Origin of the sequence: Sphingobium sp. BYY-5 (genome assembly GCF_022758885.1) — a bacterium.
Classification (GTDB): Bacteria; Pseudomonadota; Alphaproteobacteria; order Sphingomonadales; family Sphingomonadaceae; genus Sphingobium.
Genome location: NZ_JALEBH010000001.1, coordinates 914,180 through 939,820, shown reverse-complemented (window position 1 = coordinate 939,820; position 25,641 = coordinate 914,180). Strand labels below are relative to the sequence as shown.

At 65.5% G+C, this 25,641-nt stretch carries 20 protein-coding genes, 1 pseudogene and 1 riboswitch; of the genes and pseudogenes, 18 read left to right on the top strand and 3 right to left on the bottom strand.

What is annotated here, in order from left to right; genetic code table 11:
* The first annotated feature begins 26 nt into the window (after window positions 1-26).
* Together MOK15_RS04580 and MOK15_RS04575 are read left to right on the top strand one after the other, a co-directional pair.
* Window positions 27-1,352: a folylpolyglutamate synthase/dihydrofolate synthase family protein gene (locus MOK15_RS04580; RefSeq protein ID WP_242930521.1), complete on the top strand. Its 1,326-nt coding sequence runs from the start codon at window positions 27-29 to the stop codon at window positions 1,350-1,352.
* 68 nt (window positions 1,353-1,420) lie between these two features.
* Window positions 1,421-1,861 carry a DUF6628 family protein gene (locus MOK15_RS04575; protein ID WP_242930520.1) on the top strand — a complete coding sequence of 147 codons (441 nt, stop codon included), beginning with the start codon at window positions 1,421-1,423 and terminating at the stop codon, window positions 1,859-1,861.
* A 10-nt stretch (window positions 1,862-1,871) separates the two neighbouring features.
* Here MOK15_RS04575 and MOK15_RS04570 read toward each other — a convergent pair whose 3' ends face one another.
* Window positions 1,872-3,887, bottom strand: coding sequence for a TonB-dependent receptor (locus MOK15_RS04570; RefSeq protein WP_242930519.1), 2,016 nt, complete (start codon window positions 3,885-3,887; stop codon window positions 1,872-1,874).
* A 151-nt stretch (window positions 3,888-4,038) separates the two neighbouring features.
* A riboswitch (cobalamin riboswitch) is annotated at window positions 4,039-4,264 on the top strand.
* 184 nt (window positions 4,265-4,448) lie between these two features.
* Here MOK15_RS04570 and MOK15_RS04565 point away from each other — a divergent pair.
* The 4 genes from MOK15_RS04565 (at window position 4,449) to cobO (ending at window position 11,804) form a co-directional block, all read left to right on the top strand.
* Window positions 4,449-6,374, top strand: a complete 1,926-nt coding sequence (locus MOK15_RS04565; RefSeq protein WP_242930518.1) for a TonB-dependent receptor — start codon at window positions 4,449-4,451, stop codon at window positions 6,372-6,374.
* 62 nt (window positions 6,375-6,436) lie between these two features.
* Complete coding sequence (gene cobW, locus MOK15_RS04560; RefSeq protein WP_242930517.1) at window positions 6,437-7,474, top strand: cobalamin biosynthesis protein CobW; 1,038 nt, start codon at window positions 6,437-6,439, stop codon at window positions 7,472-7,474.
* On the top strand, window positions 7,474-11,199 hold the full coding sequence (gene cobN, locus MOK15_RS04555) for a cobaltochelatase subunit CobN (protein ID WP_242930516.1): 3,726 nt from the start codon (window positions 7,474-7,476) through the stop codon (window positions 11,197-11,199). The genes cobW and cobN overlap by 1 nt, the downstream gene beginning before the upstream one ends.
* Window positions 11,196-11,804, top strand: coding sequence for a cob(I)yrinic acid a,c-diamide adenosyltransferase (gene cobO / locus MOK15_RS04550; protein ID WP_242930515.1), 609 nt, complete (start codon window positions 11,196-11,198; stop codon window positions 11,802-11,804). Before cobN ends, cobO begins: the two co-directional genes overlap by 4 nt.
* On the opposite strand, the gene MOK15_RS04545 is transcribed toward cobO, so the two are convergent.
* A complete protein-coding gene (locus MOK15_RS04545) occupies window positions 11,801-12,664 on the bottom strand; it encodes an ABC transporter substrate-binding protein (protein ID WP_242930514.1) in 864 nt (287 codons plus the stop codon). The two genes, cobO and MOK15_RS04545, sit on opposite strands and share 4 nt — an antisense overlap.
* Before the next feature lie 47 nt (window positions 12,665-12,711).
* Between MOK15_RS04545 and MOK15_RS04540 the strand changes: the two genes are divergently transcribed.
* The 10 genes from MOK15_RS04540 (at window position 12,712) to MOK15_RS04495 (ending at window position 20,744) form a co-directional block, all read left to right on the top strand.
* Window positions 12,712-13,710, top strand: coding sequence for an iron ABC transporter permease (locus MOK15_RS04540; protein WP_242932625.1), 999 nt, complete (start codon window positions 12,712-12,714; stop codon window positions 13,708-13,710).
* Entirely contained in the window at window positions 13,704-14,486 is a 783-nt protein-coding gene (locus MOK15_RS04535) for an ABC transporter ATP-binding protein (protein WP_242930513.1), read from the top strand. The genes MOK15_RS04540 and MOK15_RS04535 overlap by 7 nt, the downstream gene beginning before the upstream one ends.
* 87 nt (window positions 14,487-14,573) lie before the next feature.
* Window positions 14,574-14,981, top strand: coding sequence for a DUF1636 domain-containing protein (locus tag MOK15_RS04530; protein WP_242930512.1), 408 nt, complete (start codon window positions 14,574-14,576; stop codon window positions 14,979-14,981).
* Complete coding sequence (gene cobT / locus MOK15_RS04525; protein WP_242930511.1) at window positions 14,978-15,994, top strand: nicotinate-nucleotide--dimethylbenzimidazole phosphoribosyltransferase; 1,017 nt, start codon at window positions 14,978-14,980, stop codon at window positions 15,992-15,994. Before MOK15_RS04530 ends, cobT begins: the two co-directional genes overlap by 4 nt.
* A complete protein-coding gene (locus tag MOK15_RS04520) occupies window positions 15,991-16,560 on the top strand; it encodes a histidine phosphatase family protein (RefSeq protein WP_242930510.1) in 570 nt (189 codons plus the stop codon). The genes cobT and MOK15_RS04520 overlap by 4 nt, the downstream gene beginning before the upstream one ends.
* Window positions 16,557-17,276, top strand: coding sequence for an adenosylcobinamide-GDP ribazoletransferase (locus MOK15_RS04515; RefSeq protein WP_242930509.1), 720 nt, complete (start codon window positions 16,557-16,559; stop codon window positions 17,274-17,276). Before MOK15_RS04520 ends, MOK15_RS04515 begins: the two co-directional genes overlap by 4 nt.
* Window positions 17,273-18,253, top strand: coding sequence for a threonine-phosphate decarboxylase CobD (gene cobD, locus MOK15_RS04510; RefSeq protein ID WP_242930508.1), 981 nt, complete (start codon window positions 17,273-17,275; stop codon window positions 18,251-18,253). The genes MOK15_RS04515 and cobD overlap by 4 nt, the downstream gene beginning before the upstream one ends.
* Complete coding sequence (gene cbiB / locus MOK15_RS04505; protein ID WP_242930507.1) at window positions 18,246-19,184, top strand: adenosylcobinamide-phosphate synthase CbiB; 939 nt, start codon at window positions 18,246-18,248, stop codon at window positions 19,182-19,184. The genes cobD and cbiB overlap by 8 nt, the downstream gene beginning before the upstream one ends.
* 22 nt (window positions 19,185-19,206) lie before the next feature.
* Window positions 19,207-19,719, top strand: coding sequence for a bifunctional adenosylcobinamide kinase/adenosylcobinamide-phosphate guanylyltransferase (cobU, locus tag MOK15_RS04500; protein WP_242930506.1), 513 nt, complete (start codon window positions 19,207-19,209; stop codon window positions 19,717-19,719).
* Between the two features lie 104 nt (window positions 19,720-19,823).
* On the top strand, window positions 19,824-20,744 hold the full coding sequence (locus MOK15_RS04495; protein WP_242932624.1) for a formylglycine-generating enzyme family protein: 921 nt from the start codon (window positions 19,824-19,826) through the stop codon (window positions 20,742-20,744).
* 60 nt (window positions 20,745-20,804) lie between these two features.
* Here MOK15_RS04495 and MOK15_RS04490 read toward each other — a convergent pair whose 3' ends face one another.
* Entirely contained in the window at window positions 20,805-21,665 is an 861-nt protein-coding gene (locus MOK15_RS04490; protein WP_242930505.1) for a TauD/TfdA family dioxygenase, read from the bottom strand.
* Window positions 21,666-22,085: 420 nt separating this feature from the next.
* Here MOK15_RS04490 and MOK15_RS04485 point away from each other — a divergent pair, with 420 nt between their 5' ends.
* Together MOK15_RS04485 and MOK15_RS21985 are read left to right on the top strand one after the other, a co-directional pair.
* Window positions 22,086-24,701 (top strand): TonB-dependent receptor, encoded by a 2,616-nt coding sequence (locus MOK15_RS04485; protein WP_242930504.1) that lies wholly within the window; start codon window positions 22,086-22,088, stop codon window positions 24,699-24,701.
* Window positions 24,676-25,602 (top strand): annotated as a pseudogene (locus MOK15_RS21985) (FAD-dependent oxidoreductase); the annotation flags it as partial. The gene MOK15_RS04485 and the pseudogene MOK15_RS21985, both read left to right, overlap by 26 nt.
* Between the last annotated feature and the right edge of the window lie 39 nt (window positions 25,603-25,641).

Below are 25,641 nucleotides of genomic sequence, written 5' to 3'. Positions count from 1 at the left end.
CCGCGCCGTAGGGGAGCAAGCGCGCCATGGCCGACCACGCCGTTTCGGACGATCCACAGGTGCAGGCCCAGCTTGACCGGCTTTGGTCGCTGTCCCCCGGCGCGGACATACTCGGCCTAGAGCGGATCACGCAGTTGCTGGAGCGGCTGGACGATCCGCACCGCGCCCTTCCGCCCGTCTTCCATGTCGCGGGCACGAACGGCAAGGGGTCGACCTGCGCTTTCCTGCGTGCTGCGATGGAGGCGGACGGCAAGAGCGTCCATGTCTTCACCTCGCCCCATCTGGTGCGCTTCAACGAGCGTATCCGCGTGGCGGGCCAGCTTATCAGCGACGAGTTGCTCGCCCGCTATCTGGCGCGGGTGCTGGACATAGCGGAAGGCGTGAACGCCAGCTTCTTCGAAGTGACGACCGCCGCCGCCTTCCTCGCCTTCGCGGAGCATGACGCCGACGCCTGCATAATCGAGGTGGGCCTGGGCGGCCGGCTCGACGCCACCAATGTCATCGCCGATCCGGCCGTGTGCGGCATCGCCCAGCTCGGCATCGACCATCAGGCCTTTCTGGGCGACACATTGGCACAGATCGCCGCGGAGAAGGCTGGCATCGCCAAGGCTGGCGCGGCGCTGGTGACGCAGCGCTACCCCGAATCGCTCTTTCCCGTGATGGAGGAAGCCGCTGAAAAGGCCGGCACTGTCTGGATCGGCCAGGGCGATGGCTGGGACGCCGCTATCTATCGCGACCGTCTTCATTATCGCGACGATCTGGGCCGGCTCGAAACGCCGCTGCCCCGCCTGGCCGGCGCGCATCAGGTGCAGAATGCCGCCCTCGCCTTCGCAATGCTCCGCCATCAGGACGCGGTGCCGTTGTCCGAAGCCGCTCTCAAGGCCGCGCCGCTATGGGCGCACTGGCCCGCCCGGCTCCAGCGGCTGGAGCATGGCCCGCTACTGGCGTCCCTGCCCACAGGTTCCACTGCCTGGCTCGACGGTGGCCATAATGCCGGTGCGGGCGAAGCGATCAGCGCCTATTTCACGGCCGACCGGCTGGAGGGGCAGAAGCTGCACCTCATCATCGGCATGTTGGCGAACAAGGAAGCGGACGCCTTCCTCGCCCCTTTTGCGGGGCGTATCGCCCATATATATGCACTGCCGGTGCCGGGGCACGACCATCATCCGGCCGAACGCTTTGCCGCCATCGCCGCTCAATGGGGCATAAGCTGCACCGCCCATTCCGGACCGGAAGCCGCCATCCGTGCCGTAGCGGCCACCGCCGGTGACATCTCACCCAAGCTGTTGATCGGCGGATCGCTCTATCTGGCGGGCGAGATTTTGCGACTGAACGAACAATTGCCCGATTGAATAATACTTGCGACTGACTCGCAATAGCGTACTATGCGTTACCCGACCAACGCAGAAGGCGCGATTCTATGGCTTATGGAGAGACCTCCCCCCTCGACCTGCCCCGTCCCATTCCGGGCGGCTATGGCAATCGTCTCTTCCTGTTCGTGATGCGCCGCATGGCGACCGCCGGGGTCAATGACGCCCATGCCGCCAACGCCATGCTGGGCGCGTTCGGCCGCAGCTATCGGCGTCCCCTGGTGCTGATGCGAGCCATGATGCTGGAACTGGCCCGTGCGTCGAGCCGCAAGATATTGGTCGCCCCCTGCTGCTGCGCCCGCATGACCGCCGACGAGGCGCTGATGATGTACGCAACCAGCGAAGCGCTGCGCGATCCCAATGCCGCCTATGACCGGGTCAGCAAATTGCTGGGCAACGACCATGCGCTGGGCGCGCTGACCTGCCTTCAGGCCGTGGCGCAGGCGCACACGGACCTTGGTCGCCCGCTCGATCTCTACGCCGCCGGTTAGCTGTCATGGGTCAATGGCGGAAGCTGACGCCGATCCAGAGCGTGCGTGGTGTGCCAAGGTCGATCGATCCACCGGCGTTGCGGGTGACGATTTCCGCATCGAACAGATTTTCGCCGCGCGCGACCAGGGTCACACCATGGCCCACTGGCAGGCGCGCAATGGTGTCGAGCGTCAGCGCATCGGGCAGCACGTCGCTTTGCAGGTCGTCCTCATATTGATCCGCCACATAGCGCAGCGTCGCCGACAATGACGGCCCCTGTTGCGGCGCCCAGGCAAGCGTCGCGCTGGCGGCATGGCGCGGGCTTTGCGCCGGGGTAAAACCGTCGAAGGCGGCACCGGGCGCGTGGACCGTGCTATGGCTATAGGCATAGGAGGCGGACAGGCGGAAATCGCCCATCGCCGCCGCTGCGGTCAGTTCGATCCCCTTGACGACGATCCGGTCGACATTCCGCCGTTCACGGATGTTGGGCGCGATCGTCACATTCGCGATGGCGTCGTCCAGCCGGTTGTAAAAGGCAGTCGCGGACAGGCTGACCCCTTCCACCGGGGTCAGGTCGATGCCGGCCTCCGCGCCTTTCAGCTTTTCCGGTGTCAACGCTGCATTGGCCCTAGTCGTGATCGGGAAGACCACGAAGGGGCGATATAGCTCATTGAGCGTCGGCAGGCGGAAACCGCTATAGGCCGCCGCCCGCAACGCCAGCGCATCGCTTGCCCGGTAGAGCGCGCCGACCCGCCCGGATACTTCCCAGTCGGATCGGTCGGCATAGTCGCTGCCCGTCGCTGCGCCGGTGGTGGCGCTCACTTCCCGGTAAAAGCCGTTGCGGATCGTCCAGCGATCCGCCCGCGCGCCGCCGGTCAGGATCAGCTTTCCCCCCAAACCTTCAGGCGTCCAGTCATCTTCAGCGAAGATGCCCGTGGTCCATTGATCGCCACCGGCATGGCGCAGGAAGGTGCGCGGATTGCTGGCGATATTGGCGTTATAGGCATCCTCATACATGTCGCCGGTCGCAAAGCGGGTATCGGCGCCGATGCGCAACACATGATCGTCACCGACCGGCGGCCGCAGCTCGATCTTGCCGCCCAGGCCGGTCGAGGGCGTGTTGCGCTGGTCCAGCGACTTGCGAAAGCTGGACGAGGATATGACGATATTGGAGAAGTTTCGCGCCTGCACATAGGCGAGCGCATCGACCTGCCATGGGCCGCGGGATATGTAGCGGATGCTGGCGTCCTGTCCCTGACTCATGCTGTCCGCGCCGCGGAAGCGCAGCGTGCGGTTATCCTCGAACAGGGTCGCGCGGAATTGCAGTTCGGAGGTGGGGCTGATCGGTGCGACCGCGCGCAAATTGGTCGACCAGCCATCATAGGCGGCGGGCACGGTGGCGGCGTTGCGCTGGTCCTTCGGGGTTGTCTCGAATCCGTCGCCCCGGTCCCACCGGCCCGACAGCGAGACATAACCGCCGCCCAGATCCTGGGTCAGCCCGGCAGATACCTCCGTCGAATCGCGACTGCCATAGAAGGCGCTGGCCGCGATGTCGGGCAACTGGTCGCGCGTCGCGCTCGCCATTTCGATGGTGCCGGCGACCGCTCCCGCGCCGAAAGCGCCGATGCCCCCGCCCCGCGTCACGCGAACCACCGACAGTCGCTCGGGCGCAAGCGCGCTGAACGGGATATAGCCGAAAAAGGGATCGGCGATCGGCACGCCGTCGAGCAGCATCAGCGTACGGCTTGACGCATTGCCGCCCAGCGCGCGCAAGGTCGCCCCCTGATTGGACGGGTTGGACGACCGGCTGTCTGACCGGCGGAACTGCTGGAAACCCGCGACATCGCCCAGCACGCTCTCGATCCGGCCTGAAGCACTGTCCATCAGCCGCTGCCGGTCGATCACCACCGACCCATAGACCGGCGTGCCCGGCGGCAGGTCCAGCCCCGCCCCCGTCACCACGATGGACGGCGCATCGTCGGGCGCTTCAGCCCAGGCGGTGGCTGGCACGGCCAACAGGATGGCGGACAATAGCTGCTTCTTCATGGCGCTCCCCTTGATGCGCCCCCTTTGTTGTTTTTCACCGTCTTTGCAAATGGAAAGGGCAGCATCCCTCTTCCCCCCGACAGAGGCGCCGGACGAAAGCACATTGCCAAAATGGTGCGGCGCGTTATGGGCATGATGGTGGGGAATATCTGTTCTCCATGACCGCGTCGGTGCCCCGCGAGGGGCTTGAATGGGAACATGGTGAGGCGGCTTAACAAGAGCCGGCAAATCCAGGGCTGTCCCTGCAACTGTAAGCGGCGAGCGCGATGCACAGGTTCCGGAACAGGCCGGGACAGCCACTGGGGGAGACCCTGGGAAGGTGTGCATCAAGCGACGACCCGCGAGCCAGGAGACCAGCCAGCGTGGGTCGCTCATTGTCCCAGGTCCAGGGAGAGACCAGGGCACGGAGAATGTCCGTCGAGCGACGACCAAGCGGCCGGGGCCGCTTCGGCGCGGGGTATGCGGGCGCAACAACGCCAGTCCGCCACCATGCGCCGGTCGATCGCGTTGCGCGTTCGGCAGGCCCTGCCTTCGTTGCCGGCGTTCGGAGGGGGCTCTCCGATGAAGACTGTAAAGACTATTTCCCTATTGGCCCTGGCAGCGGCGACGCCTGCCCTGGCTCAGGCGCCCGAAACGGAACCCGGCACGCGCCCCGGCGATGAGATCCTCGTCACCGCCTCCCGTTCCGGCGAAGGGGTGAAGGCCAGCCAGCTCGGCGCGTCCGTCACCGTGATCGACGCCGCCACGCTGGAAGCGCGGCAGACGCGCATCGTGTCCGACGTGCTGCGCGACGTGCCCGGCATCGCCATCAGCCGGATCGGCGGAGTCGGCGGCCAGACGCAAATCCGCCTGCGCGGCAGCGAAGCCAATCATGTTCTGGTGCTGATCGATGGTATCGAGGCCGCCGATCCCTATTATGGCGAATTTGATTTCGGCACGCTGATCGCCGATCCCGCCGCCCGGATCGAGGTGCTGCGCGGCCAGCAATCCTCGCTCTACGGTTCCGACGCGATCGGCGGCGTGGTCAATTATATCACCCTGTCGGGTCGCGAGGCGCCGGGCATCAGCGGACGGATCGAGGGCGGTTCCTTCGGCACGGTCAGCAGCGCCGCGCGCGTGGCGGGCGCCAGCGACGGCTTCGACTACGCCCTGTCCGCCTCTTATTATGACACGGACGGCTATCCCACCGCGCGCGGCGGCAACCGGGACATCGGCTCCCAAAGCCTGGGCGCGACCAGCAAGGTCAACTGGACGCCGACCGACGCCGTCAAGCTGACGGGCGTGCTGCGCTACAGCCTGACCAAGGCCGACACCAACAACAGCGAGTTCGATCCCACCAGCCCTCTGTTCGGTTACACGGTCGACAGCCCCGGTGTCCGTTATCGCAACGAAGCGCTCTATGGCCTGCTATCGGCGCAGCTTACCGGGCTGGACGGGCGATGGATCAGCACGCTGTCGGGCCAGTTCGCCGATACGACGCGCAAGGGCTATAACGCCTTTGGCTTCGACTATGGTGACAAGGGTCGCCGCTACAAAGGCTCCCTCTCTTCCAGCCTGACCCTCGGCACGGAAGCGGTGACGCACCGCATCACCGGCGCGATCGATGTGGAGCGGGAGAGTTTCCGGAACCTTTCGAGCTTTGCCTTCATGGGCAGGCGGCATACCGACAATATCGGGCTGGTCGGGCAATATGAGATGACGGCCGGCGCGCTCTCGCTGGGCGGGTCGGTGCGTTACGACGACAATAACCGCTTTCAGGACACCACCACCTGGCGCGTCCAGGGCAGCTACGCGCTGCCGACCGGAACGCGTGTCCGCGCCGCCTATGGTACGGGCGTCAAGAATCCCGGCTATTACGAACTCTACGGCTATATGGATGGTCAATATATCGGCAATCCGAACTTGAAGCCGGAAAAGTCGGAAGGCTGGGAAGCCGGGCTTGAGCAAAGTGTCGGCGGTTGGGCGACCATCGGCGCGACCTGGTTCGATTCAAGGCTGAAGGATGAGATTTACACCAGCTATCCCGCCCCGGACTTCGTCGCGACACCCGCCAACCGGGACACGAAGAGCAACCAGCATGGCATCGAGGCGTTCGTGAGCGCTCAGCCGCTGCCGCAATTGCGCTTCGACCTCGCCTACACCTGGCTCAACGCGAAGGAGGATGGCGTCCGCGAAATCCGTCGGCCCCGGCATATCGCCAGCTTCAATACGACGGTGAGCAGCGCCGACCAGCGCTTTGCAGGCACGCTGACGATCCGCTACAACGGCCGGGCGACCGACACGGCCTATACCGATCCCAGCTACATCCCCGTCACTATGTCGATGCGGGAATATGTGCTGGTGAACTTCAGCCTCGACTACAAGCTGGCGCGCAACGTGGCGCTGTTCGGCCGTGTCGAGAACCTCACCAACGAGAAATATGAGGAAGTGTTCAGCTTCGCCACCGCCGGGCGCGCTGCCTATGGCGGCGTTCGCCTGACCTTCTGACACCAGACCGGCGCGCGGCACGATGTCGCGCGTCCCCTATCCACCTCCTTGGGAGAAGACGCGTGAGCAAGATTCCTACCACCGTCATCACCGGCTTCCTGGGCGCGGGCAAGACCACGCTCATCCGCCATCTGCTGCAAAATGCCAAAGGGCGCCGGCTGGCGCTCATCATCAACGAATTCGGCGATGTCGGCGTGGATGGCGATCTCGTCCGGGGCTGCAACGATGAAGCCTGCCCGGAGGACGATATCGTCGAACTGGCCAATGGCTGCATCTGCTGCACCGTGGCCGACGACTTCCTGCCGACGATGCAGAAGCTGCTCGACCGACCCAGCCCGCCCGACCATATCATCATCGAAACGTCTGGATTGGCGCTGCCCAAGCCGCTGGTGAAGGCGTTCCAATGGCCCGATATCCGCACCCGCGCCACCGTGGACGGCGTGATCGCTCTGATCGACGCCGATGCGGTCGCGGCGGGTCGCTTCGCCACCGATGAAACGGCATTGGCGGCGGCCCGCGCGGCGGACCCCAATCTCGATCATGAATCGCCGCTGGAGGAATTGTTCGAGGAGCAACTGGGCTGCGCCGACATGGTCGTGCTCAACAAGGCCGATCTGGTGGACGGCGAAACGCTGACGGCGGTCGAGGCGCAGGTGAATGCCGAAACCCGCCCCGGCGTGCGGATCGTGCGCGCCAGCCATGGCGCGGTCGACATCGCCGCGCTTCTGGGCATCACCGCCGCGGCGGAGGATGATCTGGATTCGCGCCCCTCGCACCATGATGGTGCCGACGCGGACCATGACCATGATGATTTCGACAGCTTCGTCCTGACCGGCGGCGACGTCGCGGATGTGAACGCACTGACCGAGGCGCTCGGATCGGTGATCGCGGAGCATGACGTGCTGCGCGTGAAGGGTATGGCGGCGGTGGCGGGCAAGCCCAGCCGCCTGGTCGTCCAGGCGGTCGGTCCACGCATTCAGCATTTCTTCGACCGCGCCTGGCGCGAGGAGGAAACGCGCCGCACCGGGCTGGTCGTGATCGGCCAGAAGGGCGTGGACGAGGCCGCGATCCGCGCGGCGATCGCACCGCTGATCGGCTGATGCACCTCCTGTCCGCCACCCCCGGAACGATCTCCAACGGCGACGAGGCGATCGACCTCGACCAGTCGCCGGGCGACATCGTGATCCTGACCGTGGCGGACAGCGAACTGACCTGTTTTGCCGGGGCGGCGGCAATGCTGCCGGAAGATGGCCCCAGCATCCGCCTCGCCAACCTGCTCCAGCTTCGCCACCCCTATTCGGTCGACCTTTATGTGGAAAAGGTCATCGCGCAGGCCCGTTTCGTTTGTGTCATATTGCTCGGCGGCAAGAGCTACTGGCCCTATGGCGTCGATGAGATCGCATCCGTCGCCCGCGCCAGAGGCATCGCCTTCGCCGCCATAGCCGCAGGGCAGGATAGCGATCCCGCCCTCGATCGTGCGTCGACCTTGCCCCCGGAGATGCTGGAACGGTTCGGCGACTATCTGCGTCAGGGCGGCACCGCCAACGCCCTTGCCTTCCTGCGGACGGCGGCGCGGCTGATCGGCCATGATGTGGGGCAGGCCGACGACCCCGTGCCGATCGCCGACGCGGGCCTCTATCTGCCGGGCGTCGAGCGCCCCGGCATCGCCCAGCTTCGGCAGGATTGGGACGACAGCCGGCCGGTGGCGCTGCTGCTCTTCTATCGCGCTCTCATGATCGCCGGGACGCTTGAGGCCGTCGATGCGGCCATCGCCGCGCTGCGGGCCAAGGGCTTCAACGTCGCTGCCGCGCATGTCCGCTCCCTGCGCGATCCCTTTGCCACGCAGTGGCTGGGCGCCCTGCTGGGTGTGGTCGCGCCGGACGTGATCCTTAACGCCACGAGCTTCGCGGCGTCCTCATCCAGTGAACCCCGCACGCCCGGCGTCCTCGAACGTGCCGACTGCCCGATCCTGCAAATCGCCTTCGCCGGGATGGAAGAGGAAAAATGGGCATCGGCCGCGCGCGGCCTTGGCCCACGCGACCTTGCCATGAATGTCGCCCTGCCGGAGGTGGACGGCCGCATCTTCACCCGCGCCGTCGCATTCAAGGCGGCGGAACGATTCGATCGCCGTACCGAATGCGGCATCATCGTGCCGAAGGTTGCGCCCGACCGGCTGGCCTTCGTCGCCAACCTCGCCTGGAACTGGGCAGGATTGCGACGCACCGCCGTTTCGGATCGGCGCGTGGCGCTGGTGCTCGCCAACTATCCCAATCGCGACGGCCGGATCGGCAATGGCGTCGGCCTGGACACCCCAGCCAGTGCGGCGACGATCCTGTCGGCGCTCAAGGCAGCCGGCTATGACGTCGGCCATGCCCCCGAAGAGGGCGCAGGGCTGATGCGCCTGATGACCGGCGGCGTGACCAACGATCCTTCGTCGCTGGCGCGTCCGTCCGAAGCCAGCCTGCCGCTGGACATCTATGCAAAGGCGTTCGAACGACTGCCGCAAGAGGCGCGGCAGGCCATGCTCGACCGTTGGGGCGATCCCGCCGACGACCCGTTCGTGCGCGAGGGCGCGTTCCGCCTGGCTGTCCATCGCTTCGGCCATGTCGCCGTCGCGGTGCAGCCCGCGCGCGGCTATAATATCGACCCGAAGGAAAGCTATCACGACCCGGCGCTGCCGCCGCCCCATGCCTATCTCGCCTTCCATATCTGGCTGGAGCATATGTTCGGCGCGCAGGCCGTCGCCCATGTCGGCAAGCACGGCAACCTCGAATGGCTGCCGGGCAAGGCGGTGTCGCTGTCGAGCGCCTGTTTCCCGGAAATCTGCGCAGGGCCGATGCCGCAGCTTTACCCCTTCATCGTCAACGATCCGGGTGAAGGCACGCAGGCCAAGCGGCGTATCGGCGCGGTCATCATCGACCACCTCACCCCGCCCCTCACCCGCGCCGAAAGCTACGGCCCGCTCAAGCAGCTTGAGGCGCTGGTCGACGAATATTATCTCGCCGCCGGGATGGACCCGCGCCGGCTGGAACGGCTGCACCGCGACATCATCGACCTGGCGCGCGGCCATGGGCTGGATCAGGATGCGGGCGCGATCGGCGAAGGGGAGGACGCGCTCGCCGCGATCGACAATTATCTCTGCGAACTCAAGGAAATGCAGATCCGTGACGGTCTGCATATCTTCGGCCGTTCGCCCGACGGTCGTTTGCGCCGTGATTTGTTGGTCGCTCTTGCCCGCACCCCGCGCGGCTATGATGGCGCGGGGGACAAATCGCTGCTCCGCACCATCGCCGACGATCTTGGGCTTGCCTTCGATCCACTCGATTGCCGACTGGGTGATCCGTGGGCTGGCCCTCGGCCGGAACGGCTTGCGGAACTGGACGACGCCCCCTGGCGCACGGTCGGCGACACGGTCGAACGGCTCGAAGCCCTCGCCTGCGCGCTTGTTGAGGATGCGCCGCGTATCGGCCCGGCGAGCGACGCCGTGCTGGATCGGATAGCCGGGGACCTCGCCCCCCGCGTGGACGCTTGCGGGCAGGCCGAGATGACGGCCTTGCTCGCGGGTCTGAACGGCCGTTTCGTCCTGCCCGGCCCATCGGGTGCGCCAACGCGCGGCAGGCCCGATGTCCTCCCCACCGGGCGCAATTTCTTTTCGGTCGACACGCGCGCCGTACCTACCGCTGTTGCCTGGGATATGGGCCTGCGATCCGCGCAATTGTTGGTGCAGGACTATCTCCAGCGCGAGGGCGACTATCCCAAAGCCATGGCCGTTTCCGCCTGGGGCACGGCGAATATGCGCACAGGCGGCGACGATATTGCCCAGGCGCTCGCGCTGATGGGCGTCCGGCCGCGCTGGGAATGGACATCGGGCCGCGTCGTCGGCTTCGAGATCATGACCATCGCGGAACTGGGCCGCCCGCGCGTGGACGTGACATTGCGCATATCGGGCTTTTTCCGCGATGCCTTTCCCGAACAGATCGACCTGCTGGACAGCGCCGCCCGCGCCGTCATGGCGCTGGACGAGGAGGATGGCGACAATCCCGCCGCCGCGCGCTATCGCGCCGAAACGGCGCGGCTCGTCGCGGAGGGCGCCGATCCCGCCTCCGCCGCCCGCCGTGCCGGCGCACGGGTCTATGGATCGAAGCCCGGCGCCTACGGCGCGGGGCTACAGGCGATGATCGACGAACGGCTCTGGCACAGTCGCGCCGACCTGGCGGATGTCTATCTCGACTGGGGCGGCTATGCCTATGGTTCCGGCGTCGAAGGCGATCCGGAACGCGCCCTGTTCGCCGCGCGCCTCACCGATGCCGACGCAGTGGTGCAAAATCAGGATAATCGCGAGCATGACCTGCTCGACAGCGACGATTATTACCAGTTCGAGGGTGGAATTGCGGCGGCGGTCGAGCATCTGAAAGGCCGCGCGGTCCGCAGCTATCACAACGATCATAGCCGCCCCGAACGCCCCGTGATCCGCAGCCTGGAGGACGAGATCGGCCGGATCGTGCGCGCCCGCGTCACCAATCCCAAATGGATCGCGGGGGTCATGCGCCACGGCTATAAGGGCGCGTTCGAGATTGCGGCCAGCGTCGACTATCTCTTCGCCTTTGCCGCCACGACCCATGCGGTGAAGGACCATCATTTCGACGCCGTCCACGCCGCCTTCATCGAGGATGAAGCCGTGCGCGCCTTCATGGCCGAAGCCAATCCCGCCGCCTTGCGCGAAACCGCGCGGCGGCTGCGCGAAGCGCTGGACCGCCAATTATGGAAACCCCGGTCGAACAGCGCCGCCCTGCTGCTCGCCGACATCGCAGGAGATGAGGCATGAAGCCGCGTACCGATGAACAGCATCAGGAAAAGATGAAGAAGCTGCAAGCCGCGCAGGAAAAGAAGGTCGCGGCCAAGACCATCGAGAAAGGACTGCTGATCGTCCATACCGGCACCGGCAAGGGCAAGACCTCCGCCGCGCTCGGCATGGTGGTGCGCGCCATCGGCCATGGCATGAAGGTCGGCATCGTCCAGTTCGTGAAAGGCGCCATGACCACGGGCGAAAAGGCCGTGTTCGACCGCTTTCCCGATCAGGTGGAATTCAAGGCGATGGGCGAAGGCTTCACCTGGAACACGCAGGACCGCACTCGCGACATCGCCGTGGCGCGCGAAGCCTGGGAGGAGGTGAAGCGCATGATCGCCGATCCTTCCTACCAGATGGTGCTAGCCGACGAGCTCAACATCGTGCTGCGCTACGACTATCTGCCGCTGGACGAAGTGTTGGCCGTTCTGGCCGCCAAGCCGCCGCTGACCCATGTCATCGTCACCGGGCGCAACGCGCAACCCGCGCTGGTCGAGGCGGCCGATCTCGTCACCGACATGACGCTGGTCAAGCACCCCTTCCGCGAGCAGAATGTGAAGGCGCAGCCGGGGATCGAGTTCTAACGATGCCCGCCGTTCAGCCGTACGATCTGCTGCGCCATGGCGCGCGCCGCCAGCGTGTAGGCGGGACTGCCGCACACCGTCCATGCCTGCGGGATGCTGATCCGCGGAATATCGCGCAGCGCGGGGTGGTGCAGCATTTCGCTTCCCTGATCGGTCACGCGGCTGGTGGCGCTTTCGACGATCAGATAGTCGGGACGGGCGGCGACCATTTCCTCCAGGCTGACCTGCGCCAGCGCCGGCTTGCCGAGCTTGGCGGCCAGGTTGACGAGGCCCATGCGCTGCATCAGATCGTCGACCAGGGTGCCGGTGCCGGTCATGAAACCGCGCCGCTGATAATAGGCCGCGACACGGCCCGCGCCGGGGCGGCCAAGCCCGGCCAGGTCGCGCTTCATGCCCGCGATCATCGCCTCGCCCCGATCGCTATGGCCGACGGCGGCGGCCGTGGCGCGGATCGAGGCGTAGATATCGTCCAGACTGTCCGCGCTCTTGAGGTCGAGCGTCTTGTAACCCTGCCCCTTGAGCACGCCCAGCGCCGTGCTGCGCCGGGCGGGCATACCGATCACCAGGTCGGGATCGATAGCCAATATCTGCTCGGCCGAATTGGTCAGGATGGGCAGTCCGCGCGCCCGCGCCGCTTCGCCCGACATGTCCGTATCGGTCGCATTGCGCGTCAGTCCCGCGATCTGGCTGCGATCGGCAAGGGCCAGGACCAACTGGTCGGCGCACAGGTTCAGCGACACGATACGTCGCGGCCTGGCGTCGGACTGCGCGGCCGGACGCGAAACAGCCGCCCACAAGGCCGAACCACCCGCAAGGACGAGACAGAGAGCAGCGGAAGCAAGAAAGGCTTTGCGCGACATGCACCTTCCCATAATCCCCTGCCCATGCGTGGCAAATGGATAAGATGATGGCGGTGCAACAATATCGCATCCCCCTCATTGCAGGACTGGCCTGCCTCGCTCTGGCTGCGGGTATCGGGTCGCTGCTGCTGGGGTCGGTCGATATTCCCGTCGCGCAGCTCTGGGCTGCCCTGACCGGCCATGGCGACCGGGTAACGGATATAATCCTGTTCGACTTGCGCCTGCCGCGTACGCTGATCGGTCTTGCCGTGGGGGCGATGCTGGGCCTGGCGGGTGCGGCGCTGCAAGGCTATCTGCGCAATCCGCTGGCCGAACCGTCGGTTCTGGGCACATCAAGCGCGGCCGCACTGGGCGCCGTGGGCGCCATCTATTTCGGCCTTGCCGAAATCCATCCCGCGATGCTGCCGCTGCTGTCAATCGGTGCGGCCTGCATCTCGCTGTTGCTGCTCTTCTTCCTTGCAGGGCGCTCTGAAAGCTCGCTGACGCTGATCCTGGCGGGTATCGCCGTCGCCACCCTGGCGCAGGCGGGGATCAGCCTGGCGCTCAACCTGTCGCCCAATCCCTTTGCCGCCATGGAGATCATGACCTGGCTGATGGGCAGCCTGGAAAACCGGTCCTTCGACCATCTGTGGATCGCCCTGCCCTGCATCGCCGTGGGCATGACGCTGCTGCTGTGGGACGGTCATGCGCTCGATGCGCTGACCCTGGGCGAAGATGGCGCGCAGGCGCTGGGCGTGGACCTGCGGCGCACGCGGGTGCGGCTGATGCTCGGCACGGCGATCGGCGTGGGTGGCGCGGTGGCGGTGTCCGGTGCCATCGGTTTCATCGGACTGATCGTGCCGCATCTGTTGCGCCCGCTGACCGATCGCAGCCCGTCGGCGATCCTGCTGCCCTCGGCGCTTGGCGGCGCGGCGTTGCTGACCTTTGCCGATATTGTGGTGCGGCTGATCGATACGAAGAATGAGTTGAAGCTGGGCGTGGTCATGGCCTTCCTTGGCGTTCCGATCTTCCTTGTCCATCTGATGCGGGAGCGGCGGCTATGGTGATGCTGGAACTGGACGCGGTCAGCGTCGGGCTGGGCCGTCGGCAGGTGCTCGACGGGATCAGTACCACCTTTGATGCGAGCACGCTCGTCGGTGTGGTTGGTCCCAATGGCGCCGGCAAGTCGACGCTGGCGCGGGCGATGCTCGCGCTCATCCCTTCGCAGGGGCGCATCCGGATCGAGGGAACCGATATCGCCGCCATGCCCCGCGCCGATCTGGCCCGGCGGATGGCCTATCTACCACAGGGGCAAACCCTGCACTGGCCTTTGACGGTGGAGCGGCTGGTCGGCCTGGGCCGCCTGCCGCATCTAGGCCCCATGTCGCGCATCGGCACCAGTGACAGCGCGGCGATCGAGCGGGCAATGACACGCGCGGACATACTCGACCTGCGGCAGCGGGACGCCACCGAACTATCCGGCGGGGAACGCGCGCGCGTCCTGCTGGCGCGGGCGCTGGCGGTCGAAGCGCCTGCCCTGATCGCCGACGAGCCGCTCGCCAGCCTGGACCCCGGCCACCAGATCGACGTGATGGACCTTCTCCGGGCCGAAGCCCATGCCGGCGCGCTGGTGATCGCGGTCCTGCACGATCTCACCATGGCCGCCCGCTATTGCGACCGGCTGCTGCTGATCGACCGGGGCAGGCTGGTGGCCGATGGTTCGCCGCAGCAGGTATTGACCCCCGGCAATTTGCGCATGGTCTACGGCATCGATGCGGAGGTGCGTCTGGACGGTGCCTGGCCGACCATCACGCCGCTTGGCCGCAGCAGGCACGGCGATTGACCGGCGTATGCGGGTATCTCTGTCCAGCTTTCTATTCCCGTCTTCACTGACGCATGGCGGGTTCGGCCCAATTTGGAGGTTTCGATCATGTTGACACCGGTCGATCCCGGCCCGGCAGTGGTGGCGTGCAACACGTGCCGCCACAGCCAAGATGCGCGGGAAGATCAGGAAGGCGTGCGGGGCGGCGCGCGCCTGATCGCCGCGCTCAGGCGCGTCAAGGGCAGCGACCCGCGCTATGACGGCATAACGGTGCAGGAAATGCCCTGCCTCTTTGCCTGTCAGGATTTCTGCACCGTGCATCTGCGCGCGCCGGACAAGGTTGGCTATGTGCTCGGCCGTTTCCAACCGGATGACGAAGCCGCGCGCGCCATTCTCGACTATGCCGTCCATTATGCGGCGAGCGAGCATGGCCGGGTTCCCTTTTCGTTCTGGCCGCAGGCTATCAAGGGCCATTTCATCACCCGCACGCCGCCACCGGGATTTACCGTCGAATGACCAGCTTTACGTCCATTACCGCCTTCGAAACCGCCCTGTCCGACCTGCGCGAACCGGATCGGGAGGCGGAGGCCGCCGCGCGGGCGCGCCAGGCGCAATTGACCAAGCCGGCCGGGTCGCTCGGCCGTCTGGAGGAGATCGCGATCTTCCTCGCCCGCTGGCAGGGCCGGGAACGTCCACGGATGGAGCGCGCACGCGCGGCCATCTTCGCGGGCAATCATGGCGTGACCGTCCATGGCGTCAGCGCCTTCCCCACGAGCGTCACCGCGCAGATGGTCGCCAATTTCCAGGCGGGCGGCGCGGCCATCAACGCCTTGTCGGGCGCGGCCGGTCTGGAGTTGAAGGTCGTGGCGATCGATCTGGATCGGCCAACCGCCGATTTTTCAACCGGGCCGGCGATGATGGCGGACGAATGTCTCGACGCACTCAACATCGGCGCGGCTGCGGTCGAGGATGGGCTGGACCTCATCGTCCTTGGGGAGATGGGCATCGGCAATTCGACCGCCGCCGCAGCGCTGTGCGCGCGCAGTTTCGGTTCCGCCGCCGCGCCCTGGGTCGGCCCCGGCACGGGGGTCGATGGCGACGGCATCGCACGCAAGGTCGCCGTCATCGACCGCGCACTGGCCATCCATGCCGCCGCTCCCCGTTCCGCCTTCGAAACGCTGCGGCGGGTGGGTGGCAGGGAAATCGCTGCCATCGCGGGCGCGATGCTGCGCGCCCGTCAACTGGCGGTCCCGGTGCTACTGGACGGCTTCATCTGCTGTTCCGCGATCGCACCGCTCGCGATCGACAATCCCGCCATCACAGCGCATTGCCTTGCGGGCCATTGCTCGGCCGAACCGGGTCATGCGCGCCTGCTCGACCAACTGGACCTTACACCGTTGCTATCGCTTGACATGCGGCTGGGCGAAGGCAGCGGCGCGGCGGTCGCGGCCGGGGTGGTGCGGGCGGCACTCGCTGCGCATGACCAGATGGCGACCTTCGCCGAAGCGGCCGTTTCCGCGTCCCTGTGAGCGACTTCCCCCTCCATCTGCTGCGCCATGGCGCGCCCGTTCAGCCCGGCCTGATGCTGGGTCGCACCGACGCCGCCCCCACGACGGAAGGAATCGCCGCCTGCGTGCAGCAGGCGGCCCGCCTTGATGTCGAGCGGATCGTCGCGTCCGATCTCCAACGGTGCAGCCTCACGGCCGCCGCGATCGGCGAAGCGCGGGATATGGCGACGGAAATCGATCCACGCTGGCGCGAACTGGATTTCGGCGCATGGGATGGCAAGGCCGCAAGCACGATCGCGGCCGAACCGCTCGGGCGCTTCTGGAACGATCCCGACCTCTATCCGCCGCCCGATGGCGAACGCTGGTCGTCCATGCTCGACCGGATCGGGGCGGCGCTGGCCGAGCTTCAGCTCCGCCCGACCTTGATCGTCACCCATGGCGGCGCGATCCGGGCCGTCCTCCACCTGTTGTGCGGCATTCCCCGCCCCCAACTCTGGGCGTTCGACTTGCCTTATGGCGCGCTGCTATCCCTGCATGTCTGGCCGGGAGAGCCGCGAAGCGCCCAGATCAGGGGATTGCGCGGATGAAGGGGCTTGTCATCGCGATCCAGTTTCTCACCCGCCTGCCGACCCCGCGTATCCCGGTCAGCAGTACCGAGTTTGCCGCCTCGATGCGCTGGTTTCCGGCTGTTGGCCTGATTGTCGGCGCGATCATAGCGGCGGCGGCGTGGGCTGGCGCTCTTGTCGACCCGTGGCTGGGCGCCCTTGCCGCCCTTATCTGCTGGGTGGCGGTGACGGGCGCGCTTCATCTCGACGGGCTGGGCGACATCGCGGATGCGGCGGGCGCCGCGCACAAGGATCAGGAGCGGTTGATCGCCGTCCTCGCCGATCCGCACACGGGCAGCTTCGCCATCGTAACCATCGTGCTGCAACTCCTTGCCAAGCTGCTGCTGCTCCACCTGCTGATCGAGGCGCAAGCCTATGTCGCCATTGCGCTCATCCCCTTTGCCGGGCGCATCGGTCCTCTTTTCTGGTCGCGCTTCCTTCCACCGCTTCATGATGGGCTGGGTTCCCGCTTCCGCGATGCCGTGCGTCCGTGCGATCTCATCATCTGGAGCTTGTGCCTGATCGGCGCCAGCTTCGCCTCGCCCTCGCTCTGGATGACGCCACTGGCCCTTATGCTCTGGGCGTACTGGCTCCGTCGCAAGATCGGGGGCATTTCAGGTGATGGCCATGGTGCCGGGATCGAAATCACGGAAACGCTGCTGCTGCTTTCGGCGCTGCTATGGGTACGGTTGGCATGAGCGACATCTGGACCTGGCATGGCGGCGCGCTGGATGCGGCGAAGCGCCATTTCGGCACCGGTGTCGAGCCATGGATCGACCTGTCGACCGGCATCAACCCGCATCCCTGGCCGGTCCCCGACGACCTGGCCATCGATTGGCAGCGCTTGCCCGAACCCGAACTGTTGCAACAACTCGAAGCGGCGGCATCCGTCTATTTCGGTGTCGCGGCGGAGCATGTCTGCGCCGTGCCGGGCACGGAAATCGGCCTTCGGCTGGCAGGCCGGTTGATCGGCGGATCGGCACACCATGTCGCGCCCAGCTATCGTACCCATGGTGAGATGATTGCCGGTTCGACGGCCACCGAATGGGACGGCGACGCTCAATCCGGACAGACGCTGATCCTCGCCAATCCCAACAATCCCGACGGCCGCTTGCTGAAACCGGAGCAGCTATCGGAATTGTTGCGGACCCGTGCGGATGGGCAATGGCTGCTGCTCGACGAAGCCTTTGCGGACAGTGACCCGGCCATCAGCATGACCCCCATGGTGAGTGAGACCGAGTTGCTGCTCATTTTCCGTTCCTTCGGCAAATTTTTCGGGCTGGCCGGCGTGCGGCTGGGCTTCGTACTTGGCCCCCCGTCCATTCTGGCGGCTTTGCGGGCGCAACTGGGGGCCTGGCCGCTTTCCACGGCGGCGATCGCCATCGGCACAGCCGCCTATCGCGATCGGGACTGGATCGCCGCGACCCGCCGCCGGCTTCACGATGACGCGGCGCGCCTCGACCTGATGCTTGAACGATCGGGCTATCGGCCCATCGGCCATTGCCCCCTGTTCCGCCTGATCGAGACGGAAGAGGCGCAGTCCTTGTTCGATCGACTGACCCGCGCGTCTATCCTGACCCGTCCCTTCGCCGATCAGCCGCACTGGCTGCGCTTCGGCCTTCCACCCGACCAGGCCGCACAGGCGCGCCTGGAACGCGCCCTTGGTCATGGCTGACCCGGTTGCCCTCGTCGCCCTGGCGCTGGATGCGGGCCTGGGCTGGCCCCACGCCCTCTATCGGCGCATCGGTCATCCCGTCGGCCTGTTCGCGCGCTTGATCGAAGGGTGCGAGAGGCGCTGGAATCGGCAGGAATGGCGGTTTGGGATGCGGCGGGCCTTGGGAATCTCCACGATCCTGTTGCTGCTCCTTATTGTCGGCGGTTTTTGCTGGGCGTTGCAAATATGGGTGGTTCGCGCGCTGGGCGGTTACGCCTGGGTCGGGCTTGCGCTGCTCGCCTGGCCCGCGCTCGCGCAGCGCAGCCTGTACGATCATGTCCGCCCGGTGGCCATTGCGTTGGAGGCGGGCGACCCTCCCGCCGCGCGCGTCGCGGTCAGCGCCATCGTCGGCCGCGATACGACGGCCCTCGATGAAGGTGGCGTCGCCCGCGCCGCCATAGAAAGCCTCGCCGAAAGCTATTGCGACGGCGTGACCGCACCCTTTTTCTGGCTGTTGCTGTTCGGACTGCCGGGAGTGTGGATATACAAGGCGATCAATACCGCCGACAGCCTGATCGGCCATCGCGAGGAACGGTGGCGCGCCTTCGGCTGGGCCGCCGCCAGGCTGGACGATCTGCTCAATCTCGCCCCGGCCCGGCTATCCGGCCTGTTGCTCTGTCTTGCCGGGGGACGGGGCTGGCACATCCTGTGGCGCGATGCGCGCAAACATGCCTCCCCCAATGCCGGTTGGCCCGAAGCCGCCATGGCTGGCGCACTTCAGGTCCGCCTTGCCGGTCCCATATCCTATGATGCCGTGATCCATCCCAAGCCATGGATCGGCGGCGAAGGACGGGATGCCTCTGCGTGCGACATCCAACGCGCGCTCGTCATCTATCGTCGCGCCTGCCTGCTACTGTGGCTGATCGCCGGAGGAGCCGCATGGCTGTTTTGATCCCTTGTCGAAAGGACGTCTCATGACCGGACATAGCCTCTTCGTGCTGGGCGGCGCCCGTTCCGGCAAGAGCCGCTATGCACAACAGCGCGCGGAAACGATCGAAGGGCATCCATGCTTCGTCGCAACGGCGCAGGCCTATGATGATGAGATGCGCCGCCGCATCGCGCAGCATCAGGCCGATCGCGATCATCGCTGGCGGACGGTCGAAGCGCCGGTCGACCTGCCGGAAGCCATCGCGACGCTGGACAGCCCCGACTCCGTCGTGCTGGTCGATTGCCTGACCCTCTGGCTGTCCAACCTTCTGCTGATGGATGCGGACATTCCGGCGGCGTGCGCGCGGCTGACGCAATCCGTCAGCCGCTTTTCCGGGCATCTCATTCTCGTCGCGAATGAAGTTGGCCTGGGCATCGTACCCGACAATGCACTGGCACGCCGGTTCCGCGATGATGCCGGTCGATTGAACCAGTCGATCGCCGCCATGGCCGATGAGGTCATGCTCGTCACCGCAGGGTTGCCCCTTCGGCTGAAATAGACAGGACTGGCTTGCCGCCGCGGATTGCGCTTCTAAAGGGGATAGTGAGAACATGCCCTGCGGATACCGACATGACTGAAGCGATCGACGACCGGACAAAGGAAATGCGCTTTGTGGAGGGCGGCGCCTTCCTGATGGGATCGGATCGCTTCTATCCGGAAGAGGCACCGGTGCGCCGGGTCCAGGTCGATGGCTTCTGGATCGACGAGACCCCCGTCACCAACCGCCAATTTGCTCGCTTCGTGGAGGCGACCGGCTATCGCACCCTTGCAGAAATACCGCCGGACCCAAAGGATTATCCGGGCATGGACCCCGCCATGGCGAAAGCGGGATCGCTGTTGTTTCAGCGTACCGCCGGCCCGGTCGATCTGGGCGACTACAGCCAGTGGTGGAGCTTCAGCTTCGGGACCGACTGGCGCCATCCCCATGGACCGGACAGCCATATGGACGACCTGTCCGATCATCCGGTGGTCCATGTCGCCTATGAGGATGCGGAAGCCTATGCGCGCTGGGCGGGCAAGGCGTTGCCGACGGAAGCCGAGTGGGAGTTTGCGGCGCGGGGTGGACTGGATGGCGCGGACTATGCCTGGGGCGATGTGCTTGCCCCGGAAGGGGCGATGTTGGCCAATTACTGGCAAGGCGCCTTCCCCTACGGTAACACGCTGGAGGATGGCTATGAACGGACGTCACCGGTGCGCCATTATCCCGCCAACGGCCACGGCCTGTACGACATGATCGGCAATGTCTGGGAATGGACGGTCGACTGGTTCGCCCAGCCCCGGATCGAACGCAAGGCGAAAGGGAGTTGCTGCGTGCCGTCCAATCCCCGTGGAGGCACAAAGCGGGACAGTTTCGATCCGGCCATGCCCCATGTCGCCATCCCCCGAAAGGTGCTGAAAGGCGGATCGCATCTGTGCGCCGCCAATTATTGCCAGCGCTACCGGCCAGCTGCGCGTCATCCCCAGGCGGTGGACAGCGCCACCAGCCATATCGGCTTTCGTTGCATCCTTCGCGGCAGGAAGTAGCGCGCCGATCATCAACGATCAAAGATCGCCTTCGCGGCTCGATCCGACCGGATCGGTGCTTTAAAGATCGGCGTATAGCGGATCGTCGGCGATCAGGACGCGATGCAGCAAGCGCGGATAGTCGCCATAGTTACGCACCGCATAATGGACCGCCGCGCGATTGTCCCAGAAAGCGACGGAGCCGGGCTTCCAGGAGAAGCGGACCTGATATTCCGGGCGCTTATACTGCAACAGCACTTCCTCGATCAGGGCGCGGCTTTCCGACAATTCCACGCCCAATATCTGCGGGTTCTGTGTCAGGTTCACCCACAATATCTTCTGCCCCGTCTCACGATGGGTGCGCACCACCGGATGGGCGACGATCGGGTAATCATGGCCATCTGCCAGCAATGCCGAGCGATAGTCATGGGTGACATGCAGCCCTTCCAGCCGTTCCTTGAGGTCGTCGGGCAGACCCTGCCACGCCAGATTCGCATCCACCCAGACCGTATCGCCACCCACCGGCGGCAGGTCGACCGCGCGCAGCACCGCGCCCCAGGTCGGCACCAGACGCCAGCTCGTATCGGTATGATAGGCCTCGCCCGGCTTGATCTTCACCTTGGCCTGACGCTTGTCGAAACGGGCGTTATCCAGAGCGGAAATATTGTGGATCGGCGTGATCTTGGGATCATGCGTCGTGCTGGGATGGGTATAGAGCGGCCCGAACTGCCGGGCGAAATCGGCATGGCTGTCATTGTCCAGATTCTGGTCGCGAAAGAAGACGACTTTATACTGGAGCACGGCGGCGCGGATGGCGTCGCGCACCTCCGGACTGATCGGCTTGCCAATGTCGATGCCGTGGATTTCGGCGCCGATCGTCGGTTGCAGCGGACGAATGTCGAGTGGAGCGGTAGCGATGCTTTCAGCGGTAGCGGTGGACATGCTCTCATCCTTTCCTGCCATGATGCCCCTTCTGCGGAGCGGTACAGCCGGGTTAGGAAATCCTGCCTGTCAAATCCCATGATTAATTCTTGATATCCTATGACGAGCAATCGCCATTTCACCAATATCTTCTATAGAATCCGCCTCATCGCAGCATTTATCTCATATATTGGCGACCGCCATACATCGTCGATAAATTCCAATATATGGCGTCTACCCGATTTTTCCGCGTTGATCGCCCCATGTACCGGCACGGGCGACATCTCGTCCCTGTAGAAGCCTTTCCAATAGGTTGGTCACTCTTGCTTGATATGAGCAAAACTCGATTGCGCACATATTCTACAATATTAGTAGATAAATAACCGCTGGGGAGGGTCTGCCCCCGGCGGACCATATTGCGACAATAGCCAGGGGGACTTCATGACATCGGTGAAGATATTAGCCAGGGCCGGCACGGCTCTGGCGGCGGTAGCGCTCGCCCAGGGCGCGCAGGCGCAGGAACCCGCCGCTCAGGAGCCGGCCGTCGCTGCGGCTGGTGCGGGCCGAGACACGATCATCGTCACCGGCACCCGCCGCACCGATCGCACCGTCAGCGAGTCCGCCGTGCCGATCGACGTCTTCTCCGCCGACGACCTCGCGTCCCAGGCGACCAGCGACATCAAGACGGCACTCAAGAATCTCGTCCCCTCCTTCAACCTTCAGCGCAACGCCCTGTTCGACGGTTCCGCTTTCGTCCGACCGCCCACGCTGCGCGGCCTGCCGCCAGACGAGACGCTGGTGCTCATCAACGGCAAGCGCGTCCACCGTTCCGCGCTGGTGCAGGTGAGCGGTGGGTCGCTCGCTGCCGGATCGCAGAGCGCGGACCTTTCGCAAATTCCCGGCGCCGCGATCGAGCGGGTCGAGGTGCTGCGCGATGGCGCCGCCGCCCAATATGGGTCCGACGCGATCGCGGGCGTGCTGAACTTCGCTCTCAAGCGCAAATCCGAAGGGCTGGACCTCAACGCCCGCTATGGCGAATATTATGCCGGCGACGGCCGCGACATCCAGCTATCGGGCAATCTGGGGTTGAAACTCGGCCATGACGGCGGTTTCCTCAACCTGACCGGCGAGTATATCAACGCCAACGACACCAACCGCGCGGTGCAGCGCCCCGATGCGCTGGTGCTGGAATCGCTGGGCTATGATGTGAAGCAGCCAGTGACCCGCTTCGGCAGCCCGGATACGGAGGCCTATCGCTTCTTCGTCAACGCCGAACTGCCGCTGGGCGACGACACCCTCTATTTCTTCGGCAATTATGGCCATAGCGATCAAGTGATCGACTTCAACTATCGCCGCCCCGTCGCGGTGACGACGACCGGTCCTACCGGCGCGCCCTTCACCTTCGGCAAATCGATCAACCTCTATTATCTCGATAAAAATGCCGACGGTACATGGAACGCGAACGGGCGGACCTGGAACGATGCGACGCTCTTTCCCAACGGTTTCACCCCGCGGTTCCGCAGCACCAATACGGATGTGTCGGCGGTCGGCGGCTATAAGGGCGAGACCGGCTTCGGCCTCAGCTACGACGCCAGCCTCGCCTACGGCCAGAACCGGATCAAATATTACATCTCCGATACCTTCAACCCGTCGCTGGGGCCGGAATCCCCGACCAGCTTCTATGCGGGATCGCTGGAACAGCGCGAACTCAACGCCAATCTCGACCTGACCTATCCGCTGGAAATCGGGCTGGCCAGCCCGCTCAACATCGCCGGCGGCCTGGAATTTCGACGGGAAAGTTTCCTGATCGGCGCGGGAGACGAAGGCTCCTACACCCAGGGGCAATATGCAGCGCAATATGTCCGTCGCGCCGATGGTACGTTGATCGATTTCAATCCATCGACACCGGCGATCGACCCATTGACCCATGCTGTCGGTTCTAATGGCTTTCCCGGCTATGGTCCGAACTCCATCGTCGACCGGTCGCGCGCCAGCTATGCCGGTTATCTCGACCTGGAAGTCGATGTGACGCCGCGCTTCACCCTGGGCGGCGCGGTTCGCTATGAGCATTACGAGGATTTCGGCGGCACCACCAATGTGAAGGCGACGGCCCGCTACGCCTTCAGCGACGCCATCGCCCTGCGCGGCGCGGCCAGCACCGGTTTCCGCGCGCCGACGCCCGGTCAGCTTTACCTGCGTAACCTGCAAACCAGCTTCATCGGCACCAATCCCGTGCCGGTGCAGGTGGCCACGCTTTCGCCCGGCGACCCGGCCGCCATCTACTACGGCGCCACCAAGCTGGAACCGGAGGAATCCGTCAACTTCAGCGGCGGCGTGGTGCTGACGCCGACGTCAAGCTTCACGGTCACGGCGGACTATTATAATATCAAGGTCACGAACCGGATCGGCCTGACCAGCAACTTCACGGTCACGGATGCCGACCGGACCCAACTTGGCGCGCTGGGCGTGGTCGATCCCAATTCGCTGGGCGTCGTGCGCTATTTCACCAACGGTTTCGCGACGCGGACCCAGGGGGTGGACTTCGTGGCCAGCTATCGGGCGAACCCCGGCTGGGGCAAGCTGGGATCGTCCCTGGCGGTCAACTATAACCGGACGAAATTGCTGTCGCGCCGGACCATCACCCTGCCGGGCGGCCGCACCGGTCAACTCATCGACGATGTGCGCAAGCGGGATATTGAAAGCCTGCTGCCGCGCTGGCGTGGCGTCTTCACCCAGACGGCCGAAGCCGGGCCGGTCGATGTCGTCGCACGCGCCAACTATTATGGAAAATTCACCAATAACCAGTTGGAGGCCAATGGCGGGAACAAGACCTTCGGCGCGGAACTCTCCTTCGATCTGGAGGTGGGCGTGAAGGTCGCGGACAAATTCCGCATCGCCGTCGGCGCGGAGAATATCTTCGACAATTATCCCGATCGCGAAAGCCGGCTGCTCTATCCGTCGACCAACGCGCCGGCGAGCGGCTTCATCTATCCCGACGCTTCTCCGCTCGGCGTCCTTGGGGGCTTCTGGTATGTCCGTGTCTCAGCCAGTCTTTAAGCGCGGCCTCGCCCTCGACCGTCGTGCCCTTTTGCGGTCGATGGGCGGCGCCACCCTGGCGGCGGCGCTTCCCTCTCCCCTGTTCAGTGCGACCCGGACAGGACCGGTGGGGAGCGTCGTCGTCCTTGGCGCGGGCATCGCGGGGTTGGTCGCCGCGCGCGAACTGGAGGCGCGCGGGATCGACGTCACCGTGCTGGAGGCGCGCGACCGGGTCGGCGGGCGCGTCTGGACCGTGCGCGGCGGGGATCGCTTCACCGACACGGACGGGCAGAGCCAGTCGGTGAATTTCGACCCCGGCCTCTATCTCAACGCCGGGGCGGCGCGCATTCCCAGCCATCATGACGGCATATTGGGCCTGAGCCGCGATCTGCATGTTCCGCTGGAGGTCTTGGTCAATAGCAGCCGCAGTGCCTTCATCGCCGACTCGTCCGGGCCGCTGCGCCTGCGGCAGGCCGCCAACGACCTGCGTGGCCATCTGTCCGAACTGCTCGAAACAGCCCTGCGATCGGGCAGCCTCGACCAGACGCTCGACGCGCCGACGCGCAAGGCGCTGGCGACCTTCCTGACCGGTTATGGCGATCTGGCCGCCGACGGCCATTATGGCGGCAGCGCCCGATCCGGCCTGGCCCGCGTTCCCGGCGCCTTCGACCAGGCGCAGCAGGCGGTCGCGCCGCGCAGCCTGGACCAGTTGCTCGCCAATCCCAACATGATCGGCCTGCTGTTCGAGGAGAATATCCTGATGCAGGCGACGATGCTGGCGCCGGTCGGCGGGATGGACGCCATCCCACGCGCCATCGCCGCCTCGCTGCGCCGCCCTGTCGTCACCGGTGCACAGGTCACGGAAATCCGTCGTTCGGGTCAGGGTGTGCGGATCGCCTACCGCGATGCTGCGGGCCGGGCACATGCCGTCACGGCGGATCGGGCGATCGTCACCGTGCCG